Annotated in this window: 12 protein-coding genes; 5 read left to right on the top strand and 7 right to left on the bottom strand. The window is 62.4% G+C overall.

What is annotated here, in order from left to right:
• The first annotated feature begins 71 nt into the window (after positions 1-71).
• The 3 genes from PQQ86_RS28560 to PQQ86_RS28550 all read left to right on the top strand — a co-directional run bounded on the left by PQQ86_RS28560 (position 72) and on the right by PQQ86_RS28550 (position 4,165).
• The gene (locus PQQ86_RS28560) at positions 72-2,024 is read left to right on the top strand and encodes an AI-2E family transporter (RefSeq protein ID WP_408274618.1); all 1,953 of its coding nucleotides are present in this window, start codon (positions 72-74) and stop codon (positions 2,022-2,024) included.
• A 220-nt stretch (positions 2,025-2,244) separates the two neighbouring features.
• Complete coding sequence (locus PQQ86_RS28555) at positions 2,245-3,954, top strand: FAD-dependent oxidoreductase (protein ID WP_408274616.1); 1,710 nt, start codon at positions 2,245-2,247, stop codon at positions 3,952-3,954.
• Between the two features lie 19 nt (positions 3,955-3,973).
• Positions 3,974-4,165: a hypothetical protein gene (locus tag PQQ86_RS28550; protein WP_408274613.1), complete on the top strand. Its 192-nt coding sequence runs from the start codon at positions 3,974-3,976 to the stop codon at positions 4,163-4,165.
• A 97-nt stretch (positions 4,166-4,262) separates the two neighbouring features.
• On the opposite strand, the gene PQQ86_RS28545 is transcribed toward PQQ86_RS28550, so the two are convergent.
• From PQQ86_RS28545 to PQQ86_RS28535, 3 genes are all read right to left on the bottom strand, one after another.
• A complete protein-coding gene (locus PQQ86_RS28545; protein ID WP_408274611.1) occupies positions 4,263-5,246 on the bottom strand; it encodes a 2-dehydropantoate 2-reductase in 984 nt (327 codons plus the stop codon).
• Between the two features lie 64 nt (positions 5,247-5,310).
• Positions 5,311-6,102, bottom strand: coding sequence for a class II aldolase/adducin family protein (locus PQQ86_RS28540; RefSeq protein ID WP_408274608.1), 792 nt, complete (start codon positions 6,100-6,102; stop codon positions 5,311-5,313).
• A gap of 54 nt (positions 6,103-6,156) precedes the next feature.
• Entirely contained in the window at positions 6,157-7,356 is a 1,200-nt protein-coding gene (locus PQQ86_RS28535; RefSeq protein WP_408274605.1) for an amino acid aminotransferase, read from the bottom strand.
• Between the two features lie 216 nt (positions 7,357-7,572).
• On the opposite strand from PQQ86_RS28535, the gene PQQ86_RS28530 reads away from it, so the two are divergent.
• The gene (locus PQQ86_RS28530; protein ID WP_408194758.1) at positions 7,573-8,514 is read left to right on the top strand and encodes a LysR family transcriptional regulator; all 942 of its coding nucleotides are present in this window, start codon (positions 7,573-7,575) and stop codon (positions 8,512-8,514) included.
• Between the two features lie 95 nt (positions 8,515-8,609).
• Here PQQ86_RS28530 and PQQ86_RS28525 read toward each other — a convergent pair whose 3' ends face one another.
• Together PQQ86_RS28525 and PQQ86_RS28520 are read right to left on the bottom strand one after the other, a co-directional pair.
• Positions 8,610-9,428 carry a helix-turn-helix transcriptional regulator gene (locus PQQ86_RS28525; protein ID WP_408274601.1) on the bottom strand — a complete coding sequence of 273 codons (819 nt, stop codon included), beginning with the start codon at positions 9,426-9,428 and terminating at the stop codon, positions 8,610-8,612.
• Positions 9,429-9,569: 141 nt separating this feature from the next.
• A complete protein-coding gene (locus PQQ86_RS28520) occupies positions 9,570-10,460 on the bottom strand; it encodes a LysR family transcriptional regulator (protein ID WP_408274598.1) in 891 nt (296 codons plus the stop codon).
• A gap of 107 nt (positions 10,461-10,567) precedes the next feature.
• Between PQQ86_RS28520 and PQQ86_RS28515 the strand changes: the two genes are divergently transcribed.
• On the top strand, positions 10,568-11,791 hold the full coding sequence (locus PQQ86_RS28515) for an MFS transporter (protein WP_408274596.1): 1,224 nt from the start codon (positions 10,568-10,570) through the stop codon (positions 11,789-11,791).
• Between the two features lie 117 nt (positions 11,792-11,908).
• On the opposite strand, the gene katE is transcribed toward PQQ86_RS28515, so the two are convergent.
• Positions 11,909-14,020 (bottom strand): catalase HPII, encoded by a 2,112-nt coding sequence (gene katE / locus PQQ86_RS28510; RefSeq protein WP_408274593.1) that lies wholly within the window; start codon positions 14,018-14,020, stop codon positions 11,909-11,911.
• A 191-nt stretch (positions 14,021-14,211) separates the two neighbouring features.
• A complete protein-coding gene (locus PQQ86_RS28505) occupies positions 14,212-15,108 on the bottom strand; it encodes a MipA/OmpV family protein (protein ID WP_408274591.1) in 897 nt (298 codons plus the stop codon).
• Positions 15,109-15,305: the final 197 nt, after the last annotated feature.

Raw genomic sequence — 15,305 nt, 5'->3', positions numbered from 1 at the left:
TGACCGCCGCCGTTCCAGCCGCGCGAACCCTCAGTAAAAGCGTCAGCGCCACAACATCGAGAAGTCTGTCCATGAAAATATCGTTACCGCCAGCTGGGCGGCCGAACCGCGTATACCCACCGGGCACGCCCAGTCTGCATGGGTTAGCCTCGGTCATCACCGGCGTCGTGGTGGTCTGCGCGCTGTACTTCGCCCGCGAGGTGTTGATCCCGATCACGCTCTCCGTGCTGCTCAGCTTTCTGCTCGCACCGCTGGTGCAGGCGTTGCGGCGCTTGCACATGGGCCAGTTGCCGTCGATCTTTATCGCGGTGCTGTTCGCTCTCGCTACCTTGCTGGCCGTCGGCGGCCTGATCGGAGCGCAACTGGTGCAACTGGCGGGCGATCTGCCGCAGTATCAGGCAGCGATCGAGCAAAAGATCGAGACGGTGCAGGAGAAAACCGTCGGCCGGGCCGATTCGCTGATGAGCCGTGCCGCCGCCACACTGCAACGCGTCGCGCCGAGCAAGCCGAGCCCGCCGCGCCTCACCGGACGCGCCGCGCGCAACGCACCCGCTGTGCCGACGCCCGTCGAAGTGCACGAGCCGTCGCCCACGCCGATGCAACTCGCTCAACGTGCGCTGTCACCGGCCATTGCTCCGATCGAGACCACCTTCATCGTGCTGGTTGTGACGATCTTCATTCTGCTGCAACGCGAAGACCTGCGCGACCGTTTGATCAGTCTTTTCGGTTCGCGCGACCTGCACCGCACCACTACCGCGATCAACGACGCCGCCGGGCGGCTGAGCCGCTATTTTGTCGCGCAACTGGGCGTGAATCTCAGCGCGGGGGGGATCATCGCCATCGGCCTCGCGATTATCGGCGTGCCGGGCGCGCTGCTGTTCGGCGTAATTGCTGCGTTGCTGCGTTTCGTGCCGTATATCGGCATCTGGATCGCCGCGATTCTGGCGGTGTTTCTCGCTGCCGCCATTCAGCCGCAATGGACGATGGCGGTCTATACGCTGATCCTGTTCATCGTTGTCGATGTGGTGGCCGGACAGATCGCCGAGCCGCTGCTGTACGGTCATCGCTCGGGGCTGTCGCCGCTGGCGGTGGTCGTGGCGGCGATTTTCTGGAGCTGGCTGTGGGGGCCGATCGGCCTCGTGCTGTCCACGCCGCTCACGCTGTGCGTCGTCACACTGGGCCGCTACGCCGACCGTCTGAACTTCCTCACGGTGCTGCTGGGCGACCAGCCTGCTCTCACGCCTGCACAGAACTTTTATCAGCGACTTCTGGCGGACGATCCACACGAAGCCATCGTGCAAGCCGAGCGGTTGCTGCGCGAGATGTCCCTGATCGATTACTACGACAATGTCGCGCTGGAAGGCCTCAAACTCGCGCGCAACGATGCGATGCGCGGCGTGTTGATGCCCGAGCAACTGGCGCGAATCAATGACGCACTGGTCGACATCGTCGAAAACCTGGAAATTGCCGATGGACTGCCGGATCGCATGTCGCGCACGGAACCGGCAGACTCCGCTGGGGCAATCTCGGCATCGGCGACGGCCGACCTTTCGGAGCGGCACGACAGCCACATTTCGGCCCGTGCGCCGATGCAGCGTGAAACAGACAAGACGTCGGTGCTATGCGTGCCGGGACGCGGCGCATTCGATGAAGTCACCGCCGCGATCGCCGTGCAATTGCTCGGACGCCAGGGCCTCGCGCCGATGATGGCCACGCACTCGGGCTATCGCAGCGCGCATGCCGACGAACCGAGCTTCAAGGACGCGCCGATCATCTGCATCATCTCGCTCGACGCGCCGGAGTCGCCGCCGTATCTGCGCAACATGCTGCGGCGCACGCGTGAATGGCGGCCGAGGGCGACGCTGGTGATCGGCGTGGGCGACGCACCGGAAGGCGGGCCGGAGATGGGTGCAACCGGCGCTTCGCACGCGGCGCCGACGTTCCGCGCGATGATCGAGGAATGCCGGGTAGGAGCGAGCGTCCAGCACTCGCGCCAGGCGTCGCATCTGGCCGGGGCAGATTAGGCAAGTCTGCGCGGTCTGCATTGCACGGATCAGAAAGGCCGCAGGGTGCGTAAGCGCCCTGCGGCCTTTCTATCGCCGGAACGCCCGGTGCTTGTACCCAAAATGAGGACAGCCACCCACCACCCCTCCTCCATACTTCACCTATCGATTCGCACCGCCTCCAGAGAGCACTCAAGCCGCGGCGGGCAATCCATCGGCAACGAAGATCCAGGAGACACGCATGAGCCGCAGTTTCAAACCCTATCCGTTCACGCCGCGGCACTATGCGGGCGAGGTGCCACCGCTGGTCGACGGGTGCGACCCTGTGCAGCGCGCCGTAGCGATTGTCGGGGGCGGTCCGGTAGGCATGACACTGGCGCTTGCGCTGGCTCGGCAGGGCGTACGTTCAGTGCTGATCGAAGCCGACGACGGTGTATGCACCGGCAGTCGCGCGATCTGCATCTCGCGCCGCAGCCTGGAGATTTTCAAACGCCTCGGCGCCGTGCACGGCTTCCTGCAAAAGGGCTTGCCATGGACCGGCGGCCGCAGCTTCTACCGCGACGCCGAAGTATTCCGCTTCGCCATGCATCAGGACGACGAGCAATCGCTGCCGCCGATGATCAACATCGCGCAATACCAGATCGAACAGTTGCTGCTCGACGAAGTGGAACAACATGCCGATCTGATCGACATCCGCTGGCAAACCCGCGTGACCGGTATTGAACAACATACCGGCAACGGCGCCACGCTCGACCTCAGCACCGGCGACACCGCCTGGAAAATGCGTACGGATTGGGTCGTCGCATGCGACGGCGGCCGCAGCACAATTCGCGAGGCGCTCGGCCTCAAGCTCACCGGCACCACGTACGAGGGACGCTACGTGATTGTCGATATCGAACTGGAGAGCGAGCGCGCCACTGAGCGTCTCGCCTATTTCGATCCGCCCTCCAATCCCGGCTCGACGGTGCTGGTGCACAAGCAACCCGACAACGTCTGGCGCATCGACTACCAGCTTCGCGACGATGAAGATCCCGAGGCCGCGGTCAAGCCTGAAAACGTGATGCCGCGCGTGCAGAGCGTGCTCGACTCGATGGGCGAAACAGGCGAATGGTCGCCGATCTGGATTACGGTCTACAAGGCCAACGCGTTGACGCTCGAACGCTACCGCCACGGCCCGGTGCTGTTCGCGGGCGATGCCGCGCATCTCGTGCCGATTTTCGGCGTGCGCGGCGCGAATTCCGGTATCGACGACGCCGACAATCTCGGCTGGAAACTCGGTTGCGTGGTCAACGGCATTGCGTCGGACCGTCTGCTCGACAGCTACAGCGACGAGCGCGTGTTCGCGGCGCGTGAAAACCTGAGCTACGGCATGAAGAGCACCGAATTCATGGCGCCGCCCTCGTTCGCGTTCGAGCTGATGCGCCAGGCAGTCCTGGGACTTGCCACGCATCATCCGGCCGTGCGGGCACTGATCAATCCGCGGCAGACTCATGCGATTGCGTATGCCCAGTCGCCACTCAATCGGGTCGCCGCCGTTGCATCGGACGCGTTCGCCAAGGGTCCGGCGCCAGGCACGGTACTGCCGGAGTGCCGACTTCAGCGCATGTGCGACGGCGTAGCAGTGGATATCCATCTCACCGATCTGCTTGAGTCGTGCTTCACCGCACTTCGCTTCGGCGTGGACATGGCGCAAGACGAAGGATGGCAGCAATTGCACCATGTGCTCGGCGAACATCGCATTCCGTTCAAAGCGATCACGCTGGTCACAGGCGACGCACCGCACGCCACCGTGCCGCATGTGGTCGATCCGGCGGGACACTTGCATGAGATGCTCGATGCCACGCCGGGAACCGTCTATCTGATCAGGCCGGACGGTCATGTGCTCGCCCGCTGGCGCAACGGCAATGCGACGGACGTGCAAAGCGCCGTGACGGCCAGTCTGACGAATTGACGCAAGAGGAATCCACACCATGACCGATAGCGAACTCGACCTCGTCTACACGACGCTCTGCAAGACACTGACCGCTGAAGGCGAAGCGCAAGCGCCCTTATATCTGGCCCGTCTTGCGCTACTGTGCATGACGGAACTCGGCGACACGCAGCGAGCGCTGTCGCTGATCGAAGCGGCGAAACTGCCAGCCGCTTCGGCAGTGACTGCGTGATGCGGAAAGCCCAGCACATAAGACTCGAAACATAAGACGAAAAAAACCGCCCCGTTGCTTACGTGGGGCGGCTTCTTTTCGGAAGTCGGAACAACCTTCACTGCCGGGGATACAACCCCAACGTACTCGCATGCAGACGCGCGAGCCCGAGCAAGGCGTCCGTGTAGGGTGTCGGCACGTCGGTAAGCTGCCCCAGTTCACGCACCGCAGCCACCAGCGCATCGAGTTCGACCGCCTTGCCCGCCTGGACATCCTGCAGCATCGAGGTTTTCATCGCACCGAGTTTGAGCGTGACCTCGTGACGATCCGCCGGCGCCTGTTCGATCGGAATACCGAAGCGCGCGCCGATCTCCTTCGCTTCCAGCATGATGCTCGTGACGAAGTTGCGCACCAGTTCGTCGCTGAGAATCCGGTCGGTGGTCGCGCCGGTGATGGCGCTGATCGGATTCATGGTCATATTGCCCCACAGTTTGTACCAGACGTCGCGCTGAATCTGCTCCGACAACGACGCGTTGAAGCCCGCTGCGGCCAGCGCGGCGGTGAGCGTTTTGACGCGTTCACTCGCTTGCCCCGACGCCTCGCCGACGATCAGCCCATTGCCCTGGTGATGCCTGATGACGCCAGGTGCCTCGATCAGACAACTGGCGTGCACCACGCAGCCCACTGTCTGCGCAGTCGGAATCGCGGCTGCGATCGCACCGTCAGGATCGATCGACTTGAGCCGTTTGCCGGCGAAATCACGGCCGAGCCCATCGCAGAACCACCATGGCACACCGTTCATGGCTGTCAGCACAATCGTCTGTGGGCTCAGCAGCGGCGCAATATGCGCGGCCACTGACGCCATCGCCGGACCCTTGACTGCCACCACGACGAGGTCCTGCACACCGAGATCCGCCGGCTGTTCACTCGCCTTCACCTTCACCGCGTGCGTCTCGCCGCCTTCGATCAGACGCAGGCCGTACTGCTGCAAAGCACTGAGTGTCGCGCCGCGCGCCACCACGCTCACGTCGTGGCCGGCCTGCGCGAGCTTCACCCCCATCCAGCCGCCGATCGCACCGGCACCGTAGATACCTACTTTCATTGCTTCAATCCTTGCGTTAAGCCTCGGGTCAATCTTTGCCGCAATTTCCGCGTCAATCCTCGCGCTAATCCTTATAGCTCGCATCGATGCGATCCACGCGCCGCACCAGCGCATCGAATACATCCTGTCCCGCACCGTGACGCGGATCGAATTGCAAAGAGTCGCGCGAGCAGCGGATCGCCACGTCTTCCGGCACCGGCCGCGCGCGGCCCATCGAGAATGTGGCCATCTGGATTTCGCACGCGCGGTTGAGCGTCCACAGAATAGCGAAAGTCTGCGGCAACGTGTGACCCCATGCCAACAGGCCATGATTGCGCAGGATCACCGCTTGCCTGTTGCCGATATGTTCGACGAGACGCGGCCCTTCCTCCGCATGCACCGTGATGCCTTCGAAGTCGTGATACGCGATGCGGTCATGCAACTGCGCGCTATAGAAGTTGGTTTGCTCCAGGCCGTTTTCGAGGCACGCCACCGCGACGCCGGCCGTGGTGTGTGTGTGCATCACGCAGTGCGCATCACCCAGACCTTCATGAATCGCCGCATGCACGACGAAACCCGCAGGGTTAACCGGATACGGCGAGTTGTCGAGCACGCGTCCTTGCCCGTCGATCTTCACGAGATTGCTCGCCGTCACTTCGCTGTAGTGCAGGCCGAACGGATTGATCAGGAAGTGCCGCTCGCCGCCGCTCACGCTCGCCGGCACACGCAATGTGATGTGGTTATAGATCATCTCGGTCCAACCGAGCATATCGAAGATGCGATAGCACGCGGCCAGTTGCACACGCGCATGCCATTCGTCGGGGTGCATCGCGGCGGCCTTCGCAGGGCTCGCCGTCGGCATTTCAAGAGTCGTCATCAAGGTCTCCGTATTTATCGCTCGTTATCGTCAAGCCGTTGCGGGTAACAGCCGTTATGCGCCCGCCACCACCGCTGCGATCGACGACGCCACATAGCCGGCGTTGCGCGCATTCAGTCCGGCGACGCACATGCGTCCCGAACGCAGTACATACACAGCGTATTCGCTGCGCAAACGCTCGACCTGGGCTTCGCTCAAACCCGTGTAAGTGAACATGCCGCGCTGTGCGACGTAACGTGCGCGCATCACTTCGTCGACACGGCCTGCGAGGCCCTCGTGAATCGTGCCGCGCATGGCGAGAATCCGTTCGCGCATGGTGGCGAGTTCCGCTTCCCACGAAGCACGCAAGGACGCGTCGGACAGCACATTGGCGACGAGACGCGCGCCATGCGTCGGCGGATTGCTGTAGTTGGCGCGCACCGTCGACATCAATTGACCGAGCACGCGAGCCGCCTCTTCACGGCTCTTGCACACCACGCTCAGCGCACCGCAGCGCTCGCCGTACAGCGAGAAGTTCTTCGAAAACGAATTCGCGGCGATCAAGGGCACGCCCGCATCGGCGAGCAGGCGCACGCAGGCGGCGTCCTCCTCAAGGCCTGCGCCGAAACCCTGATACGCCATGTCGACAAACGCAATCAGTTTGCGGCGCTGCAATACCGGCACCAGTTCCGCCCATTGCGCCGGGCTCAGATCGACGCCGGTCGGGTTGTGGCAGCACGCGTGCAGCAGCACGACGCTTTGTTCCGGCAAGCGGCCGATCGTGTCGAGCATGTCAGCGAAACGCAAGCCGCCGGTGTGTTCGTCGTAATACGGATACGTGTTGACCGTGAGGCCCGCGCCTTCGAACACCACCCGATGGTTTTCCCAGCTCGGATCGCTGATCCAGATCTGCGAGGCCGGGAAATAGCGCTTCAGAAAATCCGCACCGACTTTCAGCGCACCCGAACCGCCAATGGTCTGCAAGGTCGCGATCCGACCCGCGGCACGCGCTTCGTTGTCCGCACCGAATACCAGAGCCTGTGCCGCGTCGCGGTAGAGCGGCAGGCCCGCCATTGGCAGGTAGGAGCGCGGGCCGATTGAATCGAGCAGCGCAGTTTCGGCGCGCCGCACGGCGTCCATCACCGGCAACTTGCCGGCGTCGTCGAAATAGATGCCGATGCTCAGGTTGACCTTGTTGGGCCGCGGATCGAGTTGAAAATCCTCGTTCAGGCTCAGAATCGGGTCGCCCGGATAGGCGGGAATGTGGTCGAACATGGCAATTCCTTGAGTGGAGCACTGCATGCGGCTTGATTGCGGTCTGCGTATACCCTGACTGTGGACTATTGCAGTCTGGTCGCAGCAGCGTGGGCGAGACGGAAGTCTAAGCGGGTTTCCTGCATCGCGTCGATTGGGGCAAGTGTCGGCCAGTGGCTCGCTCCACACAATCAATCGATTTTTCACGATTCGTAAGTTTTTCTTTAGAATCGCCTGATGCCACTCACACGCGTCACCATCCGTCAGTTCGAAGCGTTTCTCGCCATCGTCGATTTGCACAGCATCGGCGCCGCGGCGGAACGGCTCGGGCTAACCTCATCGGCGGTCAGCCAGTTGCTGGCCGAACTGGAAACGGAACTGGGCTTTCGCCTCTTCGACCGTACGACGCGGCGCGTCAATCTGTCGAGCGCGGGGCAGGATTTCCTGTCGTCGGCCGAATCGGTGTTGCGCTATGTGCGCGCCGCCGCCCAGTCCGCCGACGACATCCGCAATCGCGCGGCCGGCATCGTGCGAGTCGGCGCGCCGCTGGTGCTCGCGGCGACCGCGCTGCCGGCGGCCATCGCCGAATATGCGCGCGACAAACCGAAGGTGGTCGTACGCATTTGCGACACCGTGGTCGAACAGTTGGTGGAGCGTGTGGAAAGCGGCGACGTGGATCTCGCGATCGGCCCGGATCGTCAGAGCGGCACGCGGGTGCGTTGCGATCCGGCTTTCGCGAGCCCGTGGGTGATGTGGTGCGCGCCGACGCATCCGTTGAACGCGCGGCGCCGGGTGCAGTGGCAGCACCTGCGCGGCGTGCCGATTGTCGCCACCGGCCGCGACCACGAGCGCGCAGTCGAACAGATGCTGGCTAATCTGCCGGTGGAGGCGCGCATCATTCCGGTGGACGTGGTGGACAACGTCACGACGGCGTTCGGTCTGGCGTCGCAGGGGCTTGCCGTGACGCTCGCACCCGCCTATGTTGCGCCGCTCGCGCGAACCTTCGGGCTGGTGATGAAGCGGATCGTCGATCCTGAAACGATTCGTGAAGTGTGCGTGTATCGCTCGACCGAACGTGCGCTGTCACCGCCCGCGGACGGATTCGCGGAATTCATCATGCCGTGGTTGAAGCGCTGGGATCGTGAGACGCAGGCCGACGCGCGGGCAAAGCGCGGATGATTTTCTCAACGCGGGCTCAATGGCACTTCGGCAGTCTTTGGCCGATCTTCGGCTGCATAGCGGTTAATCTACGGCTGCAATTTCGGCGCGTCGGCTCAAGACTGCTCAGGCAGCAGACATAGCGCGAACAACTGGCGCTGGCTCGAGATCCCCAACCGCGCGTAAGCGCGCTTCTGATACGTAATCACGCTGGTGGCCTTGACGCCCATTTGCTCTGCGATCTCGGTAGCGCTTGCGCCTTCGAGCGTGCCTCGCAGCACGTCGATCTCGCGCGGCGTCAGCGCCGGGCAGGCACGTCTGACCCGTGCCAGCATCGCTGCTGTTGCGCCTTGTTGATGTTGCCCGTTGAGCGCGTAATGGCTTTTTGCAGCATGCGCAAACAGATGCGCCATGCTTTCCACATGTTCCAGTTCGCCTGGCTGAAACATGCCGTACGCGCTGTCACGATACAGATTGATCGACAGCCAGACGCTTTCCATGGGTTGCAAAAGCAGCGACAGCCGGTCGGACACGTTGGGCTGCGCGTAGCAGGCGGCGCGGTAGGCTTCGTTTTCGATTTCTTCGCTTTGCTGCTGATGCAGCACTAACGCCTCGTGCGCCTGCTTAGCTTGCGGGCGGCCGACGATGGCGCGGTTTCCGTCGAGCGCATAAAAGTGCGTGGCGTAGCGATCGGCGACATCACGGAGAAAGCGGCCGCCGCGATGGTCGGCGGCGGAGACGGTACGTGGCCTCGCATCAAACTCGTACGCGAAAATCGTGCACTGCGACACGGGAAGCGTGTCGCCAACCGTTTTCAGAATGCTTGCAGCAAGCGCGTCCGGGTCGTCATGTGAGATCGACATGACGAGGTCGGTAACACGCAACGTGTTGATGTGCCCGCTGCGGGCCGGTGTGGATATGCGCCAGGAACGCATGATGATGGCGAGGTCACGCTACGTGGAGTTTGGTCTGGCAAGCGTAGCACAATGAAGCATTGCACCTGATTCTGCTCTGCCTTCACGGCGAAATCCGCTCACGCCGCCGAGCCCTCGCAAACCCTTCGGCGGGCGATAAAGCTACAACGCCCCCAACTTGACGGCAAGGAAATCGGCCAACAGCCGTGTCCGCTGTGGCAGCCGCCGCGTCCTCGTCCACATCGCATGTAACGGCAAAGGTGTCAGCGGAAAATCCGTGAGCAAAACCTCGACCTTGCCTGCTTCGATCCACTCCTGAATCTGCCAGAACGCAGCGATCCCAACCCCCATACCACCCAGCACGCCCGCATTCACCGCCGCAACCTGATTGCTGTCAAAGCGCCCCGCCACGTTCACCGCAATTTCGTTGCCGTCCGGCGACATAAACACCCACCGCACGGGATGCCGCGCGCCCGTTCGAACGACACAATCGTGTCTCGCCAGATCCCGCGGATGTGATGGTCTGCCGCGCTCGGCAAGATAAGCCGGCGCTGCGAACACCACCCGCCGAAGCGTGCCGATCCGTCGCGCCACCAGCCGTGAATCAGGTATTTCGCCAATGCGGATCGTCACGTCCGCGCCGGTCTCTGCAGGATCGCGATACTCGTCGCTCAGATCGAGCGACAAAGCCAGTTGCGGATGACGTTGCAAAAATTCCGCGGCAAGCGGCGCGACGAATTTTGGTCCGAACAGCGTAGGCGAATTGATGCGCAAACGCCCGGTGAGCCTGTGTAATTCCTCCGCGAGTTCGGTACGCGCCAGTTCGAGTTCGGTCAACGCGCCTTTGACACGCTCGTAAAAACGCATACCGGCCTCGCTCGGCTGCGAAGTGCGGGTGGTTCGCACGATCAGGGTCGATCCGTGCGCGCGCTCGAGCACCTGAAGCGAACGGCTGACAGCCTGCAATGAGCGGCCAAGCCGGCGCGCGGCGTTCGTCAGACTGCCCTCCTCGACCACGGCCACCAAAGTTTCCAGATCGCGCAATGCATCCATCGGCGATTCTCCCGTTTTTCGTGAGGATGTATCCAATTCAGTGCGAATTGTGTTCGTCTGACGTGAGAGTAGCATCGATTCACTTTGACTTTACCGGTAGCCCGACGATGGACTCATCCACGATTCAATGCCCGACGGCGGCCCAAACGGCCACGCCGCCGGCACAGAGCGTTCCGACCGCACGCTTCGCCGCGATGGTCGCGGTCGCCGTGCTGCCCCTGTATGCGTCACAAACGCTGATCGGCCCGCTTAATGTCTCGCTGCATCTCGGCGCGTGGACCACGCTCGTCACCGCATTGACGCTGTTAGGCTATGCGGTCGGCCTCGTCGGACTCGTACCGCTAATCGACCGCCTGCCCAATCGGCCTCTGATTGCGGCGACGTTGTTCGCGCAGATCGCGTGCCTCGCCCTGGCCGCCATCGCGCCGCTCGCGCCTGTGTTTCTGGCGGCATCGTTCGCCGTCGGTGTGACGTCGAGTGTCGTGCAGATGCTGGTGCCCGCAGCGGCGTCGCTCGCACCGCCGGCTTCGCGTGGCAAGGTCGTCGGCAATGTGATGAGCGGTTTGATGCTCGGCATTCTGTTGTCGCGCCCGCTTGCCAGTGTGATTGGTGGCGCACTCGGCTGGCGCGCGTTCTACGCAGCCGATGCCCTGCTGCTCGCCGCGGTTACGCTCGCCGTGGTGCCACGGTTGCCGGATAGCCGCCCTGTCGGTGCGCCGCCCTATGCCGCGTTATTGGCGTCGATGGTGCGACTGGTAGCACATGAGCCGGTGTTGCGCCGGCGGGCGCTGTATCAGGGCCTGCTCATGGCTGGCTTCAATGCGTTCTGGAGCAGCGTTGCCATTGTCCTGACGCGTGCGCCGCTCGGGTTGAACAGCACCTCCGTCGCGTTCTTCGCGTTAGCCGGCGGCGGTAGCGTGTTCATCGCACCGTTGGCGGGCCGTGCCGGCGACAGGGGCTGGTCGAAGCCCGCAACCCTGCTCGCTCATGCAGTTGCCATCGCGGCCGCACTGCTGGCGGCATTCGCGCTGACTTCGGGTGTGTCGCGCGTCGCATCGATTGCCATGCTGGCCGTGGCTGCATTCTTTATCGACGGTGGCGTGATTGCCGATCAGGCGCTCGGCCGGCGCGCGATCAATCTGCTCGCGCCGGAATCGCGTGGTCGGGTGAATGGGCTCTACACGGGGCTCTTTTTCGTCGGCAGCGCGGCAGGCGCCACCATCGCCGGGCCGGCGCTCGCGCATTGGGGCTGGCCGGGCGTATGTGTCGCTGCGTTGGGGTTTTTCGCCGCGGCTGCGGGGCTGCATCTGCGCGACAGTTCGCGCGGGTGAGGTGGTTTTGGGTTGCAGGGTCAGGGAATTAGTCCGGTTGTTCAGCGCACAAAAGACTGGCCGGTTCGCACCGGCCAGTTCTGTTTGATCAACCCGATTGCTTAAACCATGACGCGGCTACGCCGGCACCGTCTCCGCCTGAGCGGCACGCGACCACACGCGATGCTGTTCGGCCACCTTGATGAAGGTCTTCAGCACCTCGGCAGCCTGCTTGTCGTCGCCGGTTGCCACACCATCAGCATTGGCTGGCAGGTGAGCCGCAGCCAGCACGTCACGCCCTGCGCCGATGGCCGCAATCGCCTTCAGGTGCTTGAACGCTTCGAGCACGAAATGCCGTGCATCGCCCGATTGCGCCAGCTTCTTCGCGCCCGCCTCGCCACCCACCACGATCACCGCGTCGAACATGATCGACGGCAAGCCGGCAATCGTTGCGTCCGGCGCCATACCGTCGATCGCAGCAAGGGTCGGCGCGATCAACATCGGCGTCGCGCCCTCGCCTTGCAGCGTCTGTTGCAGTTTCTTGATCACCGCGCCATCGGAACCCGGCGCAGCCAGCAAAGCGATTTTGCAGGTCTTGATGCCGGGCTTCACGCGATTGAGCAGACTCAGCGCGGCCGACGCTTTAGTACCCTTGAGCTTCGCCGTGCCCTTCTTCGGCGCCGGCAAACCGAGACCTTCGGCAACCTTCGTGGCAAGCCCCGCATCGAAATTGGCCAGAATCTCGTTGACCACGCGCGCGCGAATCTCCGGCTTGGTGACCTTGCCGAGTTCGAACTGGTAAGCCGCGGCGATATGGTCTTTCTCAGGCTCCGACATGCTGTTGTAGAACAACGCGGCCTGCGAGAAATGATCGGCGAACGACTCGCTACGCACGCGAATCTTGTTGCCTTCCACGCGTTCCGGATAGCTTTCGAAGCCACCATCCGACGGCGCCGGATCGGTTTCCTTCGGCCAGCCGCCACTCACCGAATTCGGCTCGTACGAGGCCTGCCCGACGTTGATCGTCTGGCGGTGCATCGCATCGCGCTGATTATTATTGAACGGACATACCGGGCGGTTGATCGGAATCTCGTGGAAATTCGGTCCGCCGAGACGGCTAATCTGCGTGTCGGTGTATGAGAACAAACGCCCTTGCAACAGCGGATCGTTCGAGAAGTCCAGGCCCGGTACAATGTGGCCCGGATGGAACGCAACCTGCTCGGTTTCGGCGAAGAAATTGTCCGGATTGCGATTGAGCGTCATCTTGCCGATGATTTTCACCGGCACCAGTTCTTCCGGAATCAGCTTGGTCGGATCGAGCAGGTCGAAGTCGAACTTGTGCTCATCCTTTTCCTCGACGATCTGCACGCCGAGCTCGAACTCAGGGAAGTCGCCTCGTTCAATCGATTCCCACAAGTCGCGCCTGTGGAAATCCGGATCCTTGCCGGCCAGCTTCTGCGCTTCGTCCCACAGCAGCGAATACGAACCCAACACCGGGCGCCAGTGAAATTTGACGAAACGCCCCTTTCCTTGCGCATTCACGAAGCGGAACGTGTGAATACCGAAGCCTTCCATGGTGCGAAGGCTGCGGGGAATCGCGCGGTCCGACATGGTCCACAGCACCATATGCGCGGACTCCGGCACAAGCGACACGAAGTCCCAGAAGGTATCGTGCGCGGAGCCGCCGGTCGGCATTTCATTCGGCGCTTCTGGTTTTACCGCATGCACGAAGTCCGGAAACTTGATGGCGTCCTGAATGAAGAAGACCGGCATGTTGTTGCCGACCAGATCGTAATTACCTTCTTGCGTGTAGAACTTCACCGCGAAGCCGCGCACGTCGCGCACGGTATCGGCCGAACCGCGCGGGCCCTGCACCGTCGAGAAACGTACATAGACCGGCGTCTGCTCGTTCGGGTTCTGCAGGAATGCAGCCTTGGTGTACTCGCTCATCGACTCGTACACCTGGAACACACCATGCGCGGCAGAGCCTCGCGCATGGACGATACGCTCGGGGATACGTTCGTGGTCGAAGTGCGTGATCTTCTCGCGCATGATGAAATCTTCAAGCAGCGACGGGCCGCGCGGACCGGCGCGCAACGTGTTCTGATTGTCGGCGAGCTTCACGCCCTGATTGGTTCGCAGCGCCTCACCTTCGGGACTGACACGGAACTGTTCGAGATCCTTCGACTTCGGATCGTTGGCGTGTCCGGGCTTCGCCGCGGGCTTCTGCGTGTTCGTTTTTCCTGCCATGAGATCTGCTCCTTGCATTCGGGCGCACCGGGAATGTCCGGTTTAACGCACCCGAAGAGGGCAGCAAGCGATGTACCCGTGAGCACTCGATTGCATATTGGATTGGCTGCTGGACCAGACTGATGGACTAAAGAAGCGGCGCGCCTCAATCGCGCGCCTGCGTCCATACCGTCAAATAGAGAACCGCTGCATCAGAAGCGGTAGTTGATGGAGATATCGGCCACACCGGTGGCCCTGGTGTGCGTAATCGGACTATTGCCCGCGCTGCCGACCAGTTGTTCAAATGCGCCGTCGGCAGTGGCGAACCAGTGCTTGTCGAACAGCCACACCGCGCTAATGCCGAAACCCACCGACTTGAAACCCGCACTCGCGTGATACTGCGAGTATTGCGAGTGCGCCGCCTGGTTCTGATTCACACCGTACCAGCTGTTCATGTAGGTGGAGTCCGCGAGTGTCACGTTCGGCCCGGCGAACCAGAAGAATTTTTTGGTGCTGCCCGGCATCGGCATGTAGGCGCCCAGATCGCCGATCCAGCCGTTCGAACCGCCGAAATAGCGTCGGACGTCGGCGCGCAGTACGAGCGGAAAATCCTTCGACACGACATATTCCCCGGAGAGTTTGACGCCTGGCGCCGGATTGATGTTGCCGAGGCCGTTCAACTCCTGCGGATCGTCGTGCGCACGACGCCCGAGATCGTAAACGGCCGCGAGACTCGCGCGCCAGTTCTGCCCCTGCGCGAAGTTAACCCCGAGGCCTTCGCCGCTCGAAAAGAAGAACAGATCCTTGTAGCGCACGTCGATGCTTGGACCGCCCATCACGTGATACCGGTCGGACCCCTCGTAACGTGGCTGGAACGACGTCGCCGCGCCGACGCGTACCTGCCAGTCCGGAATTTCGGGCTGCCACATCTTCTGCAGCGGAATGCCCACGGAGTACTGCCATTCGCCCAATGGCGAAGGGGTTTGGGCGAAGGCCGAAGCCGGCAGAATGCCAATACCGCCGAGGGTCACGGCGACCAGAGATGTTGCCGCTATGCCTGTTTGTTTATTGCGGATCTTGCCGATCCGCTTTCTACGGCTGATCAACACCAGAAGCCTCCGTTTCTCGCGTATCGCGAAGAGGTTTATGTTCTCGCCCGAGATCCGTGATGGATTGCATACCCTCCGGGCAACCGCCGCATTGCTACGCGCGGCATGTAATTTTTTCAGCAGACGACACGCATTGTCCGGCAAAACGCCCTGTTCGATCCTGATGCCGCCCCGACAATTGGGTAATTGTATGAACA

The organism is Paraburkholderia sediminicola, assembly GCF_046026675.1.
In the GTDB taxonomy this organism is placed as follows: Bacteria; Pseudomonadota; Gammaproteobacteria; order Burkholderiales; family Burkholderiaceae; genus Paraburkholderia; species Paraburkholderia sediminicola_F.
The sequence above is the reverse complement of the archived record's forward strand: the minus strand, read 5'-3'. Positions and strand labels throughout refer to the sequence as shown.

What these genes read in the sequence shown, in the direction of transcription:
- PQQ86_RS28520 (WP_408274598.1), bottom strand. Translation starts at nt 10,460, where the DNA reads ATGGATGCATTGCGCGATCTGGAAACTTTGGTGGCCGTGGTCGAGGAG.
- PQQ86_RS28550 (WP_408274613.1), top strand. Translation starts at nt 3,974, where the DNA reads ATGACCGATAGCGAACTCGACCTCGTCTACACGACGCTCTGCAAGACA.
- PQQ86_RS28560 (WP_408274618.1), top strand. Translation starts at nt 72, where the DNA reads ATGAAAATATCGTTACCGCCAGCTGGGCGGCCGAACCGCGTATACCCA.
- PQQ86_RS28555 (WP_408274616.1), top strand. Translation starts at nt 2,245, where the DNA reads ATGAGCCGCAGTTTCAAACCCTATCCGTTCACGCCGCGGCACTATGCG.
- PQQ86_RS28515 (WP_408274596.1), top strand. Translation starts at nt 10,568, where the DNA reads ATGGACTCATCCACGATTCAATGCCCGACGGCGGCCCAAACGGCCACG.
- PQQ86_RS28535 (WP_408274605.1), bottom strand. Translation starts at nt 7,356, where the DNA reads ATGTTCGACCACATTCCCGCCTATCCGGGCGACCCGATTCTGAGCCTG.
- PQQ86_RS28530 (WP_408194758.1), top strand. Translation starts at nt 7,573, where the DNA reads ATGCCACTCACACGCGTCACCATCCGTCAGTTCGAAGCGTTTCTCGCC.
- PQQ86_RS28525 (WP_408274601.1), bottom strand. Translation starts at nt 9,428, where the DNA reads ATGCGTTCCTGGCGCATATCCACACCGGCCCGCAGCGGGCACATCAAC.
- PQQ86_RS28540 (WP_408274608.1), bottom strand. Translation starts at nt 6,102, where the DNA reads ATGACGACTCTTGAAATGCCGACGGCGAGCCCTGCGAAGGCCGCCGCG.
- PQQ86_RS28545 (WP_408274611.1), bottom strand. Translation starts at nt 5,246, where the DNA reads ATGAAAGTAGGTATCTACGGTGCCGGTGCGATCGGCGGCTGGATGGGG.
- katE (WP_408274593.1), bottom strand. Translation starts at nt 14,020, where the DNA reads ATGGCAGGAAAAACGAACACGCAGAAGCCCGCGGCGAAGCCCGGACAC.